The organism is Pseudomonas sp. UW4, from assembly GCF_000316175.1.
GTDB lineage: Bacteria > Pseudomonadota > Gammaproteobacteria > Pseudomonadales > Pseudomonadaceae > Aquipseudomonas > Aquipseudomonas laurylsulfatiphila.
In genome coordinates this window covers 2359065-2378271 of the sequence record NC_019670.1, presented here as the reverse complement: position 1 = coordinate 2378271, position 19207 = coordinate 2359065, and the positions used below count along the sequence as shown (strand labels likewise).

The 19207-nt window shown below is 61.6% G+C and carries 18 protein-coding genes and 2 pseudogenes; 15 read left to right on the top strand and 5 right to left on the bottom strand.

Annotated elements, in window-relative coordinates; all coding sequences use genetic code 11:
* Positions 1-159: 159 nt before the first annotated feature.
* Both PPUTUW4_RS30185 and PPUTUW4_RS10410 read right to left on the bottom strand, forming a co-directional pair.
* A pseudogene (locus PPUTUW4_RS30185) lies at positions 160-295 on the bottom strand (aldehyde dehydrogenase family protein); the annotation flags it as partial.
* Between the two features lie 121 nt (positions 296-416).
* A pseudogene (locus tag PPUTUW4_RS10410) lies at positions 417-995 on the bottom strand (aldehyde dehydrogenase family protein); the annotation flags it as partial.
* Between PPUTUW4_RS10410 and PPUTUW4_RS10405 the strand changes: the two are divergent.
* The 3 genes from PPUTUW4_RS10405 to PPUTUW4_RS10395 are packed head-to-tail and all read left to right on the top strand — an operon-like array spanning position 989 to position 2364.
* A complete protein-coding gene (locus PPUTUW4_RS10405) occupies positions 989-1414 on the top strand; it encodes a hypothetical protein (protein WP_015094597.1) in 426 nt (141 codons plus the stop codon). The pseudogene PPUTUW4_RS10410 and the gene PPUTUW4_RS10405 overlap by 7 nt on opposite strands.
* Before the next feature lie 51 nt (positions 1415-1465).
* Positions 1466-1678, top strand: coding sequence for a DUF4287 domain-containing protein (locus PPUTUW4_RS10400; RefSeq protein WP_015094596.1), 213 nt, complete (start codon positions 1466-1468; stop codon positions 1676-1678).
* A 14-nt stretch (positions 1679-1692) separates the two neighbouring features.
* On the top strand, positions 1693-2364 hold the full coding sequence (locus tag PPUTUW4_RS10395; RefSeq protein WP_015094595.1) for a class I SAM-dependent methyltransferase: 672 nt from the start codon (positions 1693-1695) through the stop codon (positions 2362-2364).
* 363 nt (positions 2365-2727) lie between these two features.
* Here PPUTUW4_RS10395 and metE read toward each other — a convergent pair whose 3' ends face one another.
* A complete protein-coding gene (gene metE / locus PPUTUW4_RS10390; RefSeq protein ID WP_015094594.1) occupies positions 2728-5016 on the bottom strand; it encodes a 5-methyltetrahydropteroyltriglutamate--homocysteine S-methyltransferase in 2289 nt (762 codons plus the stop codon).
* Positions 5017-5392: 376 nt separating this feature from the next.
* Here metE and PPUTUW4_RS10385 point away from each other — a divergent pair, with 376 nt between their 5' ends.
* The 5 genes from PPUTUW4_RS10385 (at position 5393) to PPUTUW4_RS10365 (ending at position 9380) form a co-directional block, all read left to right on the top strand.
* A complete protein-coding gene (locus tag PPUTUW4_RS10385; RefSeq protein WP_162139262.1) occupies positions 5393-6376 on the top strand; it encodes an iron chelate uptake ABC transporter family permease subunit in 984 nt (327 codons plus the stop codon).
* Complete coding sequence (locus tag PPUTUW4_RS10380; RefSeq protein WP_015094592.1) at positions 6376-7143, top strand: heme ABC transporter ATP-binding protein; 768 nt, start codon at positions 6376-6378, stop codon at positions 7141-7143. The genes PPUTUW4_RS10385 and PPUTUW4_RS10380 overlap by 1 nt, the downstream gene beginning before the upstream one ends.
* Positions 7144-7198: 55 nt before the next feature.
* Positions 7199-8083: a ChaN family lipoprotein gene (locus tag PPUTUW4_RS10375; protein ID WP_015094591.1), complete on the top strand. Its 885-nt coding sequence runs from the start codon at positions 7199-7201 to the stop codon at positions 8081-8083.
* Between the two features lie 180 nt (positions 8084-8263).
* Positions 8264-8869, top strand: a complete 606-nt coding sequence (locus PPUTUW4_RS10370) for an SCO family protein (protein ID WP_015094590.1) — start codon at positions 8264-8266, stop codon at positions 8867-8869.
* Between the two features lies 1 nt (position 8870).
* Positions 8871-9380 carry a copper chaperone PCu(A)C gene (locus PPUTUW4_RS10365; protein ID WP_015094589.1) on the top strand — a complete coding sequence of 170 codons (510 nt, stop codon included), beginning with the start codon at positions 8871-8873 and terminating at the stop codon, positions 9378-9380.
* A 261-nt stretch (positions 9381-9641) separates the two neighbouring features.
* On the opposite strand, the gene PPUTUW4_RS10360 is transcribed toward PPUTUW4_RS10365, so the two are convergent.
* Both PPUTUW4_RS10360 and PPUTUW4_RS10355 read right to left on the bottom strand, forming a co-directional pair.
* Positions 9642-10058 (bottom strand): organic hydroperoxide resistance protein, encoded by a 417-nt coding sequence (locus PPUTUW4_RS10360; protein ID WP_015094588.1) that lies wholly within the window; start codon positions 10056-10058, stop codon positions 9642-9644.
* Between the two features lie 124 nt (positions 10059-10182).
* A complete protein-coding gene (locus PPUTUW4_RS10355; protein WP_015094587.1) occupies positions 10183-10512 on the bottom strand; it encodes a hypothetical protein in 330 nt (109 codons plus the stop codon).
* A gap of 183 nt (positions 10513-10695) precedes the next feature.
* Here PPUTUW4_RS10355 and potE point away from each other — a divergent pair, with 183 nt between their 5' ends.
* The 7 genes from potE to PPUTUW4_RS10320 all read left to right on the top strand — a co-directional run bounded on the left by potE (position 10696) and on the right by PPUTUW4_RS10320 (position 19159).
* Entirely contained in the window at positions 10696-12105 is a 1410-nt protein-coding gene (gene potE / locus PPUTUW4_RS10350) for a putrescine-ornithine antiporter (protein WP_015094586.1), read from the top strand.
* Complete coding sequence (locus PPUTUW4_RS10345; protein WP_015094585.1) at positions 12102-14387, top strand: Orn/Lys/Arg decarboxylase N-terminal domain-containing protein; 2286 nt, start codon at positions 12102-12104, stop codon at positions 14385-14387. The genes potE and PPUTUW4_RS10345 overlap by 4 nt, the downstream gene beginning before the upstream one ends.
* A gap of 182 nt (positions 14388-14569) precedes the next feature.
* On the top strand, positions 14570-14971 hold the full coding sequence (locus tag PPUTUW4_RS10340; RefSeq protein WP_015094584.1) for a hypothetical protein: 402 nt from the start codon (positions 14570-14572) through the stop codon (positions 14969-14971).
* Positions 14971-15510: an HD domain-containing protein gene (locus PPUTUW4_RS10335; protein WP_015094583.1), complete on the top strand. Its 540-nt coding sequence runs from the start codon at positions 14971-14973 to the stop codon at positions 15508-15510. Before PPUTUW4_RS10340 ends, PPUTUW4_RS10335 begins: the two co-directional genes overlap by 1 nt.
* Positions 15511-15711: 201 nt before the next feature.
* Positions 15712-15993: a DUF3303 family protein gene (locus PPUTUW4_RS10330; protein ID WP_015094582.1), complete on the top strand. Its 282-nt coding sequence runs from the start codon at positions 15712-15714 to the stop codon at positions 15991-15993.
* A gap of 214 nt (positions 15994-16207) precedes the next feature.
* A complete protein-coding gene (locus tag PPUTUW4_RS10325) occupies positions 16208-17821 on the top strand; it encodes an arylsulfatase (RefSeq protein WP_015094581.1) in 1614 nt (537 codons plus the stop codon).
* A gap of 69 nt (positions 17822-17890) precedes the next feature.
* The gene (locus PPUTUW4_RS10320; RefSeq protein WP_015094580.1) at positions 17891-19159 is read left to right on the top strand and encodes an OmpP1/FadL family transporter; all 1269 of its coding nucleotides are present in this window, start codon (positions 17891-17893) and stop codon (positions 19157-19159) included.
* Positions 19160-19207: the final 48 nt, after the last annotated feature.

The window sequence follows — 19207 nt, the reverse complement described above, 5'->3', positions numbered from 1 at the left end:
TCATTGCCACCCCAGACAATAATCATTCACTTAGCCTTCTGAACGGATGGCATGAGCCGATTTTAGATGTTTTGCCTGCGCCGCAATGGCATTGGTAGCGCAGACCCCTGTAGTAGCTGGCGCATCCGAACGTAAGCTGCACCAGCTGCTAGATGTATCTCAATGCGCGATACACACCGAATTGAGCTCGGTGTAAACCTCGATCGCCGCACGACCGAACTCACACCCCGCGCTCGATTGCGGCGCCACCGAATGGCATCGCCGGATCGAGCAGCATGTGGGCGTTGACCCACACCACCTACCACGCCCCCCCCATCCGTAGGAGCTGCCGAAGGCTGCGATCTTTTGATCTTTGATTGTTAAAACAAGAGCAAAAGATCGCAGCCTCGTTGCACTCGACAGCTCCTACAGGTTTATCAGTGGGCGATGCACACCGACTTGAGCTCGGTGTAGGCCTCGATCACCGCGCGACCGAACTCACGGCCCATGCCCGATTGCTTGACGCCACTGAACGGCATCGCCGGGTCGAGCAGCACGTGGGCGTTGACCCACACCGTGCCGGCTTCGATACGTGGCACCAGGTTCATGGCTTTGCCCAGGTCGTTGGTCCACAGGCTGGCGGCCAGGCCGTAGCGGTTGTCGTTGGCCAGTTCGATCACGGTGTCTTCGTCGTCGAACGGCATCACGCCCAGCACCGGGCCGAACACTTCTTCGCGGGCCACGGCCATGCTGTGGTCGATGTCCGCCAGGATGGTCGGCTGCACGAAGAAGCCGTCGCCCTCCAGCAACTCACCGCCAGTCACCACCCGCGCACCTTCCTGGCGGGCCAGTTCGATGTGTCTGAGCACGCTTTGTTGTTGCTTGCGCGACACCAGCGGGTTGATCGCCGCGTCGCCATTCATGCCCGCGCCAATCGGCATCGCCGAGACCGCGGCGGCCAGGGCCTCGACGAATTTGTCGTGGATCGAGCGGTGCACATAGAAGCGCGATGCCGCGGTACAGCGTGGGTGTGAACTACCAGCTGCAATGCGCCGGTTGCCACCTGGGCGACGGCACGGGGTCCGCCGCCAACGACACGCCGCGGATGAAAGGCTTTGTCGGCAACTTCCTGAAGGTACCGGGCGGCCGCGAATTCCTCGTGCGGGTGCCGGGCATGTCGCAGTCGGCGCTGAACAACGCGCAACTGGCGGACTTGCTCAATTGGCTGATGCGTAAAGACGGCATGGCGGGCGAAAGCCTGCCGGCCGACTATCAGCCTTACACCGCCGAAGAAGTCGCGGCGCTGCGTGCCCGGACCATGCTCAACCTGCCCGGCACCCGCAGCGAGTTGATCAAGGCCATGCGCGCCCGGGGCATCGCGATCGATGACGGGATGACCACTGGCACGATGGACTCGCCGACGGCAAATCAGTAACGTAACCGGTGCTGCTTTCGACCCCACAAAAGCGAAAAGGGAGTTTGCATCGTGACCGAAGAGACAAAAACCAAAGGACCGGCTTCGTACTTCCCGTCAATCGAGAAGAAGTATGGGCAGCCGATCAGCCATTGGCTGGACCTGCTTAAAACCCTCAGCGACAAGAAGCACATGGAAATGGTGGCCTGGCTCAAAACCGAACACGGTATGGGTCATGGCCACGCCAACGCGTTGGTTGCCTATCATTTGGCAACTGCCAAATAGCGCCGGACAACGCCATGCCCGCCCCCGAATCCACCCTCCTCGACAGCTGGCACCACAATGCCCGGGCCTGGATCGACGCCATCCGCACGGGCACCATCGAAAGCCGTCTGAAGGTCACCGACCAGGCCATCCTGCTGGCGGTGCTGGGGCGCCAGCCCGAGCGTGTGCTCGACCTGGGCTGCGGCGAAGGCTGGCTGTTGCGTGCGCTGACGGACCGGGGCATCGAGGTGGTGGGTGTGGATGGCGATGCGACGCTGGTGGCGGCGGCGCGGGCGGCGGGCACTGCACCGGTGCATCTGGCGAGCTATGAACAGCTGGCAGAGGCAGCCGTCGACATCGGCCGCGACTACAACCTGATCTGCGCCAACTTCGCCCTGCTGCATCAGGACATCATCCCCCTGCTCGGCGCCATGAACAGCCTGCTCGCCCCTGGCGGCGCGCTGGTGATCCAGACGCTGCACCCGTGGGCCGCTGCGGCGGGCGACTATCAGGATGGCTGGCGGCAAGAGACCTTTGCCGGGTTCAAGGGCCAGTGGCAGCCCATGCCGTGGTACTTCCGCACCCTGTCCAGTTGGCTCAACGCGCTGGACATGGCCGGTTTTGTACTGGCCGGCTTGCAGGAACCGCAGCACCCGCAAAGCCCGGTGCCGCAGTCGTTGCTGTTGGTGGCCGAGCCGCGGCTGTAGGAGCGAAGAGGCCCGCACATTCGACATCAATGTTGCCTGACACTCCACCTTCGCGAGCAGGCTCGCTCCCACAGGTTCAGCGGTTGAGCGCAAAATCTGCGAACTAACCAAATCATTGTGGGAGCGAGCCTGCTCGCGAAAGCGGACTGGCAGTCACTACACCGGTGTCTGTCATGCCGCCTTCGCGAGCAGGCTCGCTCCCACAGGTTCAGGGCTGTACGCAAAATCTGCGAACTAACCAGGTCACTGTGGGAGCGAGCTTGCTCGCGATTGCGGTCTGGCAGTCACTACACCGGTGTCTGTCATGCCGCCTTCGCGAGCAGGCTCGCTCCCACAGGTTTCAGTGGTGCATCCAGCAAAGCGTCAGGCCCATTCTTTACGCAACTGACGCGCAGCGTTGACCATGTGCACCAGTGCCGCTTCGGTTTCCGGCCAGCCGCGGGTTTTCAGGCCGCAGTCCGGGTTGACCCACAGGCGGTCGGCGGGAATGCGCCTGGCGGCCTTGCGCAGCAGGTTGGCCATTTCCGAGGAGTCCGGCACCCGTGGCGAGTGGATGTCGTACACGCCAGGGCCGATGTCGTTCGGGTAGGCGAAGGCTTCGAACGCGTCCAGCAACTCCATGTCCGAGCGCGAGGTTTCGATGGTGATCACGTCGGCATCCATGGCGGCGATGGACTCGATCACATCGTTGAACTCGCTGTAGCACATGTGAGTGTGGATCTGGGTTTCGTCCCGCACACCCGAGGCGCACAGACGGAACACTTCGGTCGCCCAGTTCAGGTACTGCTGCCACTGCGCCTGGCGCAATGGCAAACCTTCGCGGAACGCCGCTTCGTCGATCTGCACGATCCTGATCCCGGCGGCTTCCAGGTCCACCACTTCGTCGCGAATGGCCAGGGCCAGCTGACGGGCCTGTACTTCACGGGTCACGTCTTCGCGCGGGAATGACCACATCAGCATGGTCACGGGACCGGTCAGCATGCCCTTCATCACTTTGTCGGTGAGGCCTTGGGCGTAGCGGATCCACTCCACCGTCATGGCTTTCGGGCGGCTCAGGTCGCCGAAGATCACCGCCGGTTTCACGCAGCGCGAACCGTAGCTCTGCACCCAGCCAAAACGCGTGAACGCATAGCCGTCGAGTTGCTCGGCGAAGTATTCGACCATGTCGTTGCGCTCGGCTTCACCGTGCACCAGCACGTCCAGGCCCAGGCATTCCTGCACTTGCACGGCGTGGCGGATCTCGCTGTGCATCGCTTCGGTGTATTCGGCCTCGGTCAGCTTGCCTTGCTTGAACGACTGGCGCGCCAGACGGATCGACGCGGTTTGCGGGAACGAACCAATGGTGGTGGTCGGGAACAGTGGCAGGTTCAGGCGGGCGCGTTGCCTGGCGATACGCTGGGCAAACGGCGATTGACGCTGGCTGTCCTTGGTAGTGATCGCGGCGACACGCGCCTGAACAGCCGGCTTGTGGATGCGTGGTGATGCAGCACGGGCAGCCTGAACGGCGCGACTTTGGCTCAGCGCCTGGAGCACGTTCGGCGCCTCGGGCTCGTTGACCGCCTGAGCCAGCAGCGCGACTTCTTCACACTTCTGCACGGCAAACGCCAGCCAGCTTTTCAGCTCGGCATCGAGCTGGTCTTCGCGGCCCAGATCAACCGGGCTGTGCAGCAGCGAGCAGGACGGCGCGACCCACAGGCGATCACCAAGGCGTTCGTGAGCGTGCTGCAGGGTGGCCAGGGCGTTTTCCAGATCGCAGCGCCAGACGTTACGGCCGTTGACCACACCCAGCGACAGCACTTTATAGGCTGGCAGGCGGTCGAGAATGGTCGGGTACTGCTCAGGCGCACGCACCAGATCGATGTGCAAACCGTCGACCGGCAGATTGGCGGCCAGGCCCAGGTTTTCTTCAAGGCCACCGAAGTAAGTGGCCACCAGCTTCTTCAGCGGGTCGCGCTGGATCAGGTTGTAGGCGCGTTCGAAGGCGTTTTTCCAGTCCTGAGGAAGATCGAGGACCAGGATCGGCTCGTCGATTTGCACCCACTCGACGCCCTGCGCCGCCAGACGCTGGAAGATCTGGCCGTACAGCGGCAGCAGGCGTTCGAGCAGTTCGAGCTTGTCGAACCCGGCGCCCTTGGCCTTGCCCAGCCACAGGTAAGTCAGCGGGCCGATGATGACGGGCTTGACGTTATGCCCCAGTGCCCGGGCTTCTTCGACTTCTTCGAACAGTTGATCCCAGCCAAGCTGGAACTGCTGGTCGGCGCTGAATTCCGGGACCAGGTAGTGATAGTTGGTGTCGAACCACTTGGTCATTTCCTGGGCGTGGGCGCCGCCGCAGCAGCTGTCGCTCACACCGCGCGCCATGCCGAACAGGGTCTGCAGGCTGGCCTTGCCATCGTGCGGGCGGAAACGCTCCGGGATCACACCGAACATCAACGAGTGGGTCAGGACCTGGTCGTACCAGGCGAAGTCGCCGACCGGCAGCAGTTCGATGCCGGCCTTTTTCTGCAAGTCCCAATGGGTCTTGCGCAGGTCACGGCCAACGGCGCGCAGGCCAGCTTCATCGAGCTCGCCCTTCCAGAACGCCTCTTGGGCCTTTTTCAGTTCACGGTCGCGACCAATGCGCGGAAATCCAAGGGAATGGGCCACAGCCATGTCAAATAACTCCAATGCGTTCAATGGGGCCATTGTCGACAGTGCCGAAGAGTGAGACAAACTCATTTTAATCGTGATGATCACAAGTTCTTCTCATGATCGGTAGCGCTGCGCAACCGGCGCTGGATGGACACCGGGTTCAACGCGCTCGTCCCCAGTGTGCGTAAGCCGGGCGTCGATGGCATCATCACCCGCTACGAAGTTTTCGATGTCCGCCCTCTCTGATCGACCAAGGAATAGTCGCGATGCGTATCAAAACACGGCTGGCCTGTGCAACGGTGCTCTACCCGCACGCCACAGCGCAGACCACCGGGATCAACCCATGACGGCCATTTTCCGGCCGCGTCCGACCTTGATCTGTTTGCTGCTGTTGCTGGTGCTGGTGTTCTGGCTGTCCCTGGCCCTCGGCCCGGTGAGCCTGCCGCTGGGCGATACCTTGCTGGCCGGCATGCGCCTGCTGGGGTTGCCGCTTGACGGGGGTGACACGCAGCAGGCGGAGCTGATCCTCGGTCAGATCCGCCTGCCGCGCAGCCTGCTTGGCATCGCCGTGGGCTCGGTACTGGCATTGTCCGGCGTGGCGATGCAGGGCTTGTTCCGCAACCCCATGGCAGACCCGGGCCTGGTCGGCGTCTGCGGCGGTGCCGCGCTGGGTGCCGCCCTCGCCATCGTCGGCGGCAGCCTGCTGGGTGGCGTGTCACCGGTCATCGAACCTTACCTGCTGTCGGTCAGCGCCTTCGCCGGTGGCTTGATCGTCACGGCGGTGGTGTATCGCTTCGGCCGCCGCAACGGGCAAACCGACGTTGCCACCATGCTGTTGGCGGGTGTGGCGATGACGGCCATGGCCGGTGCCGGCGTGGGTCTGTTCACCTACCTGGCCGATGACGCGACCCTGCGCACCCTGACGTTCTGGAACCTGGGCAGCCTCAACGGCGCCAGCTATCCGCGCCTGTGGCCGTTGCTGATCGTCACCCTGGGTGTGGCACTGTGGTTGCCACGTCGCGCGGCGGCACTCAATGCCATGCTGCTGGGCGAGTCGGAGGCCCGTCACCTGGGCTTCGAGATCGAGCGCATCAAGCTTGAGCTGGTGTTGTGCACGGCGCTCGGCATCGGTGCGGCCGTCGCGGCGGCCGGCCTGATCGGCTTCATCGGCCTGGTGGTGCCGCACCTGATGCGCCTGCTGGTCGGCCCGGATCACCGGGTATTGCTGCCCGCGTCGTTGCTCGCCGGTGCGAGCCTGCTGCTGCTGGCCGATCTGGCCGCGCGCCTGCTGTTGGCGCCGGCGGAATTGCCGATCGGCATCGTGACCGCACTGATCGGCGCGCCGTTCTTTCTTTATCTGCTGGTACGAGGGCGTTCCTGATGCTGCGGGCAAACAACTTGCTGGTACGTCGTGGCAACCGCACGGTACTGGCGAACATCGATATCCAATTGCGCCCCGGTGAAGTGCTCGGCGTGCTGGGACCGAACGGCGCCGGCAAAAGCACCCTGCTCGCCGCCTTGTGCGGCGAACTGCCAACCAGCGAAGGCAGGGTCAGCCTCGACGAGCGTCCGCTCGCCGACTGGCCGGGCCAGGAGCGGGCCAGGCGCCTGGCCGTGCTGCCGCAGAGTTCGAGCCTGAACTTTGCGTTCTCGGTCAATGAAGTCGTGGGCATGGGGCGCCTGCCTCACGCCAGCGGCCACGTGCGCGATGGCGAAATCGTCGCCGAGGCGCTTTCAGCGGCCGATGCGCTTCATCTTGCCGGGCGCAGTTATCTGGCGCTGTCCGGCGGTGAACGCCAGCGCGTGCATCTGGCGCGGGTGCTCGCTCAACTCTGGCCGGGGGCCGAAGGGCAAATCCTGCTGCTCGATGAACCGACGTCGATGCTCGATCCGTTGCACCAGCACACCATTTTGCAAGCCGTGCGCGACTTCGCCGAGCGCGGTGCAGCGGTGCTGGTGATTCTGCACGACCTCAATCTGGCCGCACGCTACTGCGATCAACTGCTGTTGTTGCAACAGGGCCTGCCCCACGCCTACGGTCCACCGGCACAGGTGCTGACCGCCGAGGCGCTGGCGGCGGTGTATGGCCTGGAGGTGCTGATTCACCAGCACCCGGAACGCGGCCACCCGTTGATCATCGCGCGCTGATACCGTCCCCCTCCTTCGTTGATCGAGGGGGCTTCTGTCTATTCAAGGAAAACCGATGCGCTTTCTGTTGCTGTGTGCATTCAGCCTGTTGGCTGCCTGCCAAACCCACTCTGTAACGCCGCCCCCGGCGCCGATTGCCCCGCAAGGGCGCGATCACGCCGATCTCGGCGTCATCCGCGAACTGGCCAGCGGTCGTACGCTGACCCCGCAGGAACTGGTCGAACGCCTGGCCGTTGCGCCGCGGGTTCTGGTCGGTGAACAGCACGACAACCCGGACCACCACGCCCTGCAATTGTGGTTGCTGCGCGAGCTGGCGGCACAGCGTGCCCAAGGCAGTCTGCTGATGGAGATGCTCAATCCCGATCAACAGGCCAAAGTCGATGCCGCGCAAGCCGCGACTCGTGCCGGCCAGCCGCCGGCCGATGCGTTCAAGGCGCTGGCCTGGCAGGCCAATTGGGACTGGAGTGTCTACGGTGCCCTCGTCACCTACGCGCTGCGCCAACCCTATCCGCTGCTGGCGGCGAATCTGGACCGCGCGCAGATCATGCAGATCTACCGACAGCGCCCTGAGTTGAATGGCGCAGCGTCCACCACCCGACAGGTGCAGGCGACCTTGCTGGACGACATCCGCCAATCCCATTGCGGTCTGCTGCCCGAATCACAAATGCCGGCCATGCTCGCCGTGCAGCAACAACGCGACCGGCGCATGGCCGAGCGCCTGATGGCCGCGCCGACGCCGGCGTTGCTACTGGCCGGGGCCTTTCACGTGCGCAAGGATCTCGGGGTGCCGCTGCACTTGAAAGACCTCGGTGCCGGTGAAGGCAACGCCGTGCTGATCCTCGCCGAAGCGGGCAAGACCGTGACGGCCGAGAGCGCGGATTACGTGTGGTACACGGCCGCACAGCCGGAACAGGATCATTGCGCGAAGCTGCGTCGTTAATTGTGGTGAGTGGGCTTGCCTTCAACCTCCGGCGCGACACTATGTCACGCCTCTACGCCGGTCCAATGGTCGTATCCACCCCGCCGCTACCGGCACAGTTTGTTAAGATCCCCACGTTTTTTTCGTCTGTACAGTCACTACGCTGTCAGTTTCAGCCTGTTCAACAGGATGCTTTTTTCCATGAGTACTTTGTATACCCGCCGAACTGTCCTGCAAGGCATGGGCCTGTTGAGCCTGGGCCTGCTCGCCGGTTGCGACGACAGCAGCAAGCTGTCGTTCAAGTACGGCAAAGACCTCAGCGACAAGATCATGGGGCGTAACTTCAAGCTCACGAACGCCGAAGGCGAAACCAGGATGCTGGGCAGCTATCGCGGCCTGATGCCGATGGTGTTCTTCGGTTTCACCCAGTGCCCGGCCGTGTGCCCCACCACGCTGGCCCGTGCCGCCCAGGCCAAAAAGCTGATGGGCCGCGATGGCGAAAGGCTGCAGGTGATCTTCATCACCCTGGACCCGGAGCGCGACACGCCAGAACTGCTCGACAAATACGTCAAGGCCTTCGACCCGAGTTTCGAAGCGCTGTACGGCACCCTGGAACAAACCGCCGCCACCGCCAAGGAATTCGGCGTGTTCTTTGAAAAAGTCCCGAGCGGCGATACCTATACCCTCTCCCATACCGCGACCAGTTATGTCTTCGACTCCCGGGGCAATCTGCGCCTGGGGCTGTCCGCGTCCCTGACAGCCAAAGAGTGCGCAGAGGACCTGCTCACCGTGATGGAGGTTTGCTGATATGAATGCCCCGCAGGCTAAGAACCGTTTCGTGCAACGCTGCAAGCAACTGGCACTGGGCTTGTCCCTGGTCGGTCTGGCCTTTCAGGTGTCGGCACAAACCCGGGTCGATGACGCCTGGGTCCGCGCCACCGTAGCCGGCCAGCCATCGAGCGGCGCCTTCATGACCGTCACCGCGAACAGCGACAGCAAACTGTTGAGTGTGCAAACGCCGGTGGCAGCTCTGGTGCAGATTCATGCAATGAGCATGAAAGACGACGTGATGAAAATGCAGCAGGTGGACGCCGTGGCACTGCCGGCCGGTAAAGCGGTGAGCCTCGATCCCAATGGCTACCACATCATGCTCATGAACCTGACGGGCCAGATCAAGGAAGGCGACAAGGTGCCGCTGACCCTGACCGTCGAAGACGCCAAGGGCGAGAAAGAGTCGATCCAGGTTGAGGCCGTCGCCAAGGCGATTGGCACCATGGATCACGGCAACATGGCGCATGATCACAGCAAGATGAATTGATTTTCCCGTAGCGCCGCAACGTCAAAAAGATCTCACATTGCAGGTCAGGTAAAACACAGTACCTGTGGGAGCGAGCTTGCTCGCGATTTACGGCGGGTCAGTCAACATTGATGTGAATGGTACGCCGCCATCGCGAGCAAGCTCGCTCCCACAGGAGTTGCCCAAAAAACATCCCGTGGAAATCCACCGTCACCGACAATTTCAATGCCCTCGGCTCACCCTGGGTCAGGTCATTGTTGGCGGCGAGCTTTTCACGTCAACTCAAACGAGCTTGAGCTCGACGTTGATGTTATTGCGCGTGGCTTTCGAGTACGGGCAGTACTGGTGCCCGGTGTCGACGATTTTCTGTGCGATTTCACGGTCCAGCCCCGGCAGGCTGACATTGAGCCGGGCCTGAAGCAGGTAGCCGCCTTCATTAGTGCCCAGGTCGACTTCCGCATCGACAGCCACATCCTTGGGCAACGCCACTTTCATTTCCCTGGCTGCCACTTGCATGGCGCCGATAAAGCAGGCTGACCACCCGGCAGCGAACAATTGCTCGGGGTTAGTACCGCCACCGCCCGCACCTGGTGACGAAAGCTTCACATCGAGGATGCCGTCGGAACTGCGGGAGGCGCCGTCACGCCCGCCGGTGGTGTGGGTCTTGGCGGTGTACAACACTTTATCGATCTGGTTCATGCTGACCTCCTGATTGAGTTGTAGAAAACCGGTACTAACACCCCATTCGATCGCCGGGATGGTCAATCAATATAGACGTCACCGGCCCGCCCTGCAGTCGATCCGACCGGCGCCCGCTTCTTCATTATTTGCGCGCCAACTTGTACCTGACGCAGTCCTCATAAAAGCTTTGCCGCACGGCAGTCGGTTTCAATCGCGACGAACTGTCATAAGTTTGCTCTGTAATACCGAGTGCCATCATGCGCATCCATGTTTTGGAGAACTTGTAGGCCTGGATTTTCTGCCGCGCTGCGTATAGAGAAACGCCTGAAAGCTTGAGTTCCTGTGCCCTTGCAGCAGTGCCCGCGCCCCAACTGCACATGTATTGATCCTGGGTGGCCAGTTCTTTGGCTTGCGTCGAATTGCTGATACCCGCAACAACTAGCGGAATTAACGCGATCCATATCTTGCGCATCTTGACCTATCTAACTAGTTGAAAATGAACTAATTTTGCGGGGGATTTCTAAACTTGGGGGCCAGCATCGTGCCTTTTTTGCAAATGAGTGCAAAAAACGAGATGGCCAAGGCCATTTCTTGCGAGTTTTCAATCCTTTGCTATAGCTAAGACTCTCAATCGCCAACTAAGTGAGGCAACGGAATGTCAGTCGCAAAAAAAATGAGTGTGGGGCAACTGACAATGTTGACCGCCGTCAACATGTTGGGCTCAGGCATTGTGTTATTACCGACGAAACTAGCGGAAGTCGGTGCAATTTCGATTCTTTCCTGGCTGGTGACGGCCACCGGCTCCCTGGCTCTGGCCTACGCCTTTGCGCGATGCGGGATGCTCAGCCGCAAGACCGGCGGCATGGGCGGCTATGCCGAATACACGTTCGGTAAAGCCGGTAACTACATCACCAACTACACCTACGGCCTCTCACTGTTGATTGCCAACGTGGCGATCAGTATTACCGCGGTCGGCTATATACAGACGTTGTTCGGAATAAAACTTGATTCACTGCAAGTCGGTCTCGCGACCATTGCCTTGTTGTGGATTACCACCTTCGCCAACTTTGGCGGCGCGCGCATTACCGGCCGGATCGGCGCGATCACCGTCTGGGGGGTGATTGCGCCGGTGGTGCTGGTGTCCACGGTGGGCTGGTTCTATTTCGACAGCAGCGTCTACGCCGCTGGCTGGAACCCTCATGACAAAGGCTGGTTCGAAGCGGCCGGTGCCTCGGTGGCGATCACCCTGTGGGCCTTCCTTGGCCTGGAATCGGCTTGCGCCAACACCGACGCGGTGGAAAACCCTGAGCGCAACGTACCGATTGCCGTGCTGGGCGGCACCCTGGGTGCGGCGGTGATCTACATCGTCTCCACCAACGTCATCTTCGGTATCGTCGGCAACGAAGAACTGGTCGCGTCCACGGCGCCGTTTGGCCTGGTGTTCGCCAAGATGTTCACCCCGATGATCGGTGACATCGTGATGGCGGCCATGGTGCTTGCCTGCATCGGCTCTTTGCTGGGTTGGCAGTTCACCATCGCTCAGGTGTACAAAAGCTCGGCAGACACCGGTTACTTCCTGTCGATCTTCGCCAAGGCCAACAAGGCGGGCACCCCGATTGTCGGCATGCTGGTGCTGCTCGCCGCACAGACCGCACTGGCCCTGCTCACCATCAGTCCCGACCTGAGCAAGCAGTTCGACACCCTGGTCAACCTCGCGGTGGTGACCAACCTGGTGCCGTACATCCTGTCCATGGCCGCACTGATGACCATGCAGAAAGTCTCCAACGTGCCGGAAGGCAAGGCCCTGGCCACCAACGTCATTGCGCTGATCGCGGCGGCCTACAGCTACCTGGCGCTGTACAGTTCCGGTGAGCAGGCCCTGATGCTCGGTGGCGTCGCCACGATCTTCGGCTACACCCTGTTCGGCTTCGTCAACAACCGCCTGATTCGCCTCGAAGCACTCAACAACAGCGTACCGACGCAAACCGTCAGCGCGCAGCACCTCACTGCCGAGCCAGTGCCGGTGAACAATCTGAATAAAGCCACTCTGGAGATTCAAGCATGACGGACTATAAACACTCGCTGGGCATGCTGGCGCTGCTGGTCAGCAGCCCACCGGACAAACGAACGGTGTTTGGCCGCGCCCTGGATCATCTGGTCAACGATGTAGAGGGACGTGGCGTCAGTGTTCTGGCTTCGGAAAGCCTCTCGGACGCCGCATCGATCCTGCGGTCGGACCCTGCCGTTCAGTGCGTGCTCATCCGCTGGGAAATGGACACCAGCGAAGGCCACGCCGACTGCATCAAACTGCTGGTCAAACTGCGCGAGCGCAACACCCGCGTTCCGGTGTTCCTGATCAGTGACCGTACCACCGCGTCGAGCATTCCGTTGCTGGTCATGCAACACGCCGACGACTTCATCTGGCTGCCCGAAGACACCACCGGTTTCCTCAGCGGGCGCATCCTGGCCGCCATCGAACGCTATCGTCAGGCGGCCTTGCCGCCGATGTTCGGCGCGCTGGTGAAGTTTGCCCGCACCTATGAATACTCCTGGCACACCCCAGGCCATGCCGGCGGCACCGCGTTTCTCAAGAGCACTGCCGGGCGCGCCTTCTACGAGTTCTTCGGTGAAAACCTGCTGCGTTCCGACCTGTCGATCTCGGTCGGCGAACTGGGCTCCCTGCTCGATCACAGCGGCCCCATCGGCCAGGGCGAACGTTATGCCGCCAAGGTCTTCGGCGCACACCGCACGTACTACGTGACCAACGGTTCGTCGATGTCCAACCGCGTCATTCTCATGGCCAGCGTCACGCGCAACCAGATCGCCCTGTGCGACCGCAATTGCCACAAGTCCGCCGAGCATGCGATGACCCTGTCCGGGGCGATTCCGACCTACTTGGTACCGACCCGCAACCGCTACGGCATCATCGGCCCGATCCTGCCGCAGACCCTGAGCGCCGAAGGCGTGAAAGCCGCCATCGCCAACAACCCGCTGGTCAAGAAAGGCATCGACCCGACGCCGGTGCACGCGATTGTCACCAACTCGACCTACGACGGCCTGACCTACAACGTCACCCGCGTCGAAGAGTTGCTGGGCGAAAGCGTCGACCGCCTGCACTTCGACGAAGCCTGGTACGGTTATGCGCGCTTCAACCCGCTGTACAGCGGACGCCATGCCATGCACGGCAATCCGGCCGATCACGACAAGTCCAAGCCGACCGTGTTCGCCACCCAGTCGACCCACAAGTTGCTGGCCGCCCTGTCCCAGGCCTCGATGATCCACGTGCGCGACGGCCGTAACCCGATTGAACATGCGCGCTTCAACGAGTCGTACATGATGCACGCCTCGACCTCGCCGAACTACGCGATCATGGCGTCCTGCGACGTCAGCTCGGCGATGATGGAAGCGCCGAGCGGGCAGATCCTCACCAGCGAGTCGATCGAAGAAGCCATCAGCTTCCGCCAGGTTCTCTCGCGCATGTACAACGAGATGCTGAGCAAGGACGACTGGTTCTTCACCTGCTGGCAGCCGCCGACCGTACAGGTGGGCGCCGCGACCGTGCCCTTCCATGAGGTCGACCCGGCTACGCTCAAAACCGACCCGAACTGCTGGGTCCTGCACCCGAATGCGGTATGGCACGGTTTCGGTGACATCGAAGACGGCTACTGCATGCTCGACCCGATCAAGGTGTCGGTACTTGCCCCGGGCATGGGCGACGACGGCAACCTGCTCGCCTCCGGTATCCCGGCCTGTGTGATCACGGCGTACCTGGGCCGCCAGGGTATCGTGGTCGAGAAAACCACCGACTTCACCATCCTGTTCCTGTTCTCCATCGGTATCACCAAAGGCAAGTGGGGCACGCTGCTCAACGCCCTGCTCGACTTCAAGCGCGACTACGACGACAACGCCGAACTGGAGCTGTGCCTGCCCGACCTGTACAACGCCAACCAGCGACGCTATGCCGGCATGGGCCTCAAGGATCTGGCCGACGAAATCTTCGCCGCCATGAAGAAACACAAGACCACCGCCAACATGTCCCAGGCCTTCGGCACCTTGCCAAAAGCCGAATTCAGCCCGGTGGAGGCCTACGAGAAACTGGTGCGCAACGACATCGAACTGGTCACCCTCGAGCAGGCCGCCGGACGCCTCGCCGCCACCGGTATCGTGCCGTACCCGCCAGGTATCCCGTTGCTCATGCCGGGCGAGAACGCAGGCCCCGCGGACGGTCCGCTGCTGGCGTATCTCAAGGCACTGGAAGCCTTCGACAAATCCTTCCCAGGCTTCACCCATGACACCCACGGGATCGAGGTTGAAGACGGCGTTTACCGGATGCTGGTCTTGAAGTGAGGTAAGCGAGACTCACCGTAAAACCTGTGGGAGCGAGCCTGCTCGCGAAGACGGCCTGACAGTCACCCAAGATGGCGACTGACACTCCGCTTTCGCGAGCAGGCTCGCTCCCACATTGCTTTGCATACTCTCCCAAAATCCCTATGGGCAAACTCAATCACCGCGCTCTATGATTGATCCCCATGACCACCACCGCTCCAATTCGCTCACCCTGCCCGCCCGGCGCCTGCGACTGCGGGCGTGACCCGCTGCTGGAAACACCGGGGGCCGACCTGCGCATTCTGTTTCTGACCCGCAACGAAGAAAAACGCCTGATCGAACGCCTGGAGAATCTGCAGAGCCTGAGCGATCTGGAGCACCTGCAACGGCGTATGCTCGAACAGTTGGGCATCCGCGTGGACATCGCCCCCGGGTTCAATGAGGTGCGCACCATGCGCGGCATCGGCATCCAGATCGGCGAACTGCCGGGGCTGTGCCGCAAGACCCGCGCCAACATCCCGGCCGCCATTCGCCGAGCCATGGAAAAGCGCCCGGAGATTGCCTACGAGCTGCTCAATGCCAACGACCTGTTGCGTGACGCCTGATGAAGCCCATTCTCGAATTCCCCCTCACCGACGAGATTCTCACCTCGTTCGCCCTGGCCATCGGCGCCGACCTGCAGGGCTACCGCAACCACATTTACCGGGTGCTGAATTTCCATGCGGCCCTCAGCGGTACCGAAGGCTTGCCCTCGGATGCCGTACAGATCGCAGCGGCGTTTCATGACCTGGGTATCTGGACCGATGACACCCTTGACTACCTGCCGCCGTCCATTGCACTGGCCACTGAATATCTCGACAGCCGACAACGCCCGCAACTCAAAGATGAAGTCAGTGCGTTGATACTCGAGCACCACAAGCTGCGCCGGTATCGCGGCGCCTGTGCCGACAGCGTCGAACCCTTCCGCCGGGCCGATCTGGTGGATGTGTCCCTGGGCCTGGTCCGCTTCGGCCTGCCCCGACGCTTCATCAAAACCGTGCAATCGACCTTTCCCGATCACGGTTTTCACTCGATGCTGATGAAGCTTTCAGCCCGCCAATTGCTCCGCTCGCCGCTGCGGCCGCTGCCCATGTTTCGCTGGTGAAACAGGCGTCTGTTACCCCCTCGAAAAAGCACCGGAACAGGATCAGCGGTCGTACGTGATTCCCGGGGCACTGCTATGCCTTCCTTGGGAGATTTCGCTGCAAGCCAGCCAGGATGGAACTGCACACCCAAGCGTGGCCACGGTCCGGCACCTGCCAGGTACGCGCAACTACAGGTGCCGATGCGCAACAGGAGGTAGCCGATGTTATTCATCGTCAGTTGGACAATCAGCCCGGACAACCGTGATGCCGCAATCGCACGTTTCCTCAAGACCGGTGGCGCGCCGCCCGCAGGCGTCACCATGCACGGACGCTGGCACGCCGTAGGCAGCTCGGCCGGCTTCGGCATTGCCGAGGCGAGTGATCTGGTGCCGATTCAAAAGTGGGTGCTGGAGTGGAACGACCTGATGAGCATGGACGTGCACGCCGCATTGACCGATGAGCAAATGGCACCGTTGCTGGTCGCCACTGCCGCCCGGTCATGACGATGGAGGCGGCGAGTATCGCTCGCCGCCCGATTCGACCCGCACATTTACCGGTACGCCATTGAAGTGCAAAGCGCCTGAAACACTCACTTTCTGACTATCCAAAACTGGATATTTCGCCATTCAAACCTACGCTCTTCGCGGGGGGTTACGAATTTGAATGGCGTCTGGGGGCGCGTCTCTCTGTACTCACGCAAGTACGCAGGAGCTCGACATGAACCGGACAACCTTATCCTCGATGTTTGCGGTACCGCTGTTGCTGTCCGCAATGGCGATTCCCGGCATGACCCTGGCCGCTGACAAGGCCCCCAACATCCTGGTGATCATGGGCGACGATATCGGCTGGTCGAATATCGGCGTCTACAACCAGGGCATGATGGCTGGCAGAACACCCAACCTCGACCAGCTCGCCGCTGAAGGCATGCGCTTCACCGACTATTACGCCGAGGCCAGTTGCACGGCCGGGCGCGCCAATTTCATCACCGGCGAACTGCCGATTCGCACCGGCATGACCACCGTCGGCCAGGCCGGCTCGCCCGTGGGTATTCCCGCCGAAGCCGTCACCATCGCGACCGCGCTCAAGGCCATGGGGTATGCCACCGGCCAGTTCGGCAAGAACCACTTGGGTGACCTGAACGAGTTCCTGCCCACCGTGCACGGCTTCGACGAATTCTTCGGCTACCTCTACCACCTCGACGCCATGGAAGACCCGGCGCACCCCAACTATCCGCAAGAACTGCTCGCCACCGTTGGCCCGCGCAACATGGTCCACAGCTGGGCCACCACCACCGATGACACGACCGTGATGCCGCGCTGGGGCAAGGTCGGCAAGCAGAAAATCGAAGATGCCGGCACGCTCTATCCGGAGCGGATGAAAACCGTCGACGACGAAATTCGCGACAAGGCCTTCACGTTCATCGACAAGGCCAAGCAGGACAACAAACCGTTCTTCGTCTGGCTCAACCCGACCCGCATGCACATTGTCACCCACCTGTCCGACAAGTACGAAGCCATGCGCACCTCGCAGAATGGCTGGTCGGAACAGGAAGCCGGCATGGCGCAGCTCGATGACATCGTTGGCGACGTGCTGGCGAAGCTGAAAAAAGACGGCATGGACAACAACACCATCGTCATTTTCACCACCGACAATGGTGCGGAAAACTTCACCTGGCCGGACGGCGGCACCACCCCGTTCGCCATGGGCAAAGGCACGGTCATGGAAGGTGGCTTCCGGGTACCGGCAATCATTCGCTGGCCGGGCAAGGTACCGGCCAACCAGGTCGCCAACGGCATCATGTCCGGCCTGGACTGGTTCCCGACCCTGGTCGCAGCGGCGGGTAACCCGAACATCTCGGCGGAACTGCTCAAGGGCAAACAATTGGGTGATACCACCTACAAAGTTCACCTGGACGGCTATGATCAAACACCAATGATCACTGGCAAAGGCCCGTCGAACCGGCATGAAATCTTCTACTTTGGAGAGAGTGCCCTGGGTGCAGTGCGAATAGACGATTACAAATATCGCTTCATTGATCAGCCGGGTGGATGGATGGGGGCTAAAGTTGCTGTGGACGTGCCGATCCTGACCAATCTTCGGCTCGACCCGTTTGAGCGCATGGGTTGGCCGGAAAATCAGGCCGCGCAGGGTTCGCAACAATACTTCGACTGGTTCAAGTACCAGTTCTGGCGCTTCGTATTCGTGCAGCAACAAGTCGCCAAACTGGCTGAAACAGCGATCGAGTTCCCGCCGATGCAAAAAGGTGCGAGCTTCAACCTTGACTCGGTGAAAGCCAAGATCGCAGCAGCGCGGGCCGAGATGGCCAAGTAAACAGCCGAATCCACGGGTGGCTGATACCGTCCACCCGTGTTCGAAATGGACATTTGCTGAGGTAGATACATGCCGACCAGAACACTTGCCCGATCTGCATCCGCACTACTCGCCCTGTGCTGTCAGCAAGCCTGGGCCGGTGGCCTCATGCTTTACGAAATCGGCACCGATAACGCTGGCCTGGCCAACGCCGGTGCTGCCGCCCGCGCCCAAGGCCCCTCGACCATCGCCAGCAACCCGGCGGGCATGAGCTACCTGCCAGGTACGCAAATCACCGCCGGCTTGCAGGTGCTGTACGGCGACCTGAGCTTCGACCGCGACGCCGGCACCAACACCCCGGGCAGCGGCAGTGGCAATGCCCTCGACCCGATTCCCGGCGGCAGTTTTTTCATCAGCCATGAACTGGACGAGCACTGGAGCGTCGGTTTTGGCCAGTACGGCGACTTCGGGTTGGCGGTGAACTACGACAACGACTGGTCCGGCCGCTACTTCGCGCAGAACTCCAGCCTGCTCGGCCTGTCGCTGGTACCGAGCGTGGCCTATCGCTTCAACGAGCAGTGGTCGGTCGGCCTCGGCATCAAGGCCATGTACGGCATGCTGCAGGCGCAAACAGCCATCGACCGCTCCCCCTTCGGTTTCACCGACCGCACCGACGGCCAGTACAAATACAAGGACGGTACCTGGGGCTATGGCGCCAACGTTGGGGTGATCTACGCCCCGCAAGCCGGCACGCGCATTGGCCTGACCTACACCAGCCAGGTCGATCTGGACTTCGAAGACCGGCTGGACGTGAATGGCGATGGCCGACTGCTCGAACGCGTCAACAATACCAAGACCGAACTCGATATGAAGGTACCGCAAACCGTCACCCTGAGCCTGTTCCAGCAACTGGACCGGCAATGGGCCTTGCTGGCCTCGGTCAACTGGCAGGACTGGTCGGAATTCGGGGACATCGGGGTGCAGGTCGACACCACTGCCGTGGGTGCGCAATCGACAACGGTCGACGCCGGCTTCAAGGACACCTGGCACCTGTCCCTGGGTGCGCAATACCAGGCCACCGAGCAATGGCTGTGGAACGTCGGTGTGGCGTACGACAGCAGTGCAGTGTCGGACAGCAACCGCAGCGTGATCGTGCCGATGAACGAATCCTGGCGCCTTGCGACAGGAGCCACCTATGCTCTGAACAAGGACACCGATATCAACGTCAGTTGGGCCATGGTCTGGCTCGGCGACATGCCGGTGGACCAGGCCAAGTCCGTATCGGGCAATCAGATTTCCGGTGAATTCGACAATGCCTGGATTCAAGCCCTGAGCGGGAATATGACCTGGCGATTTTGATGTCTTGTAAACGAAAGAACGACGATTTTATCCAAGGAGTAGACACCA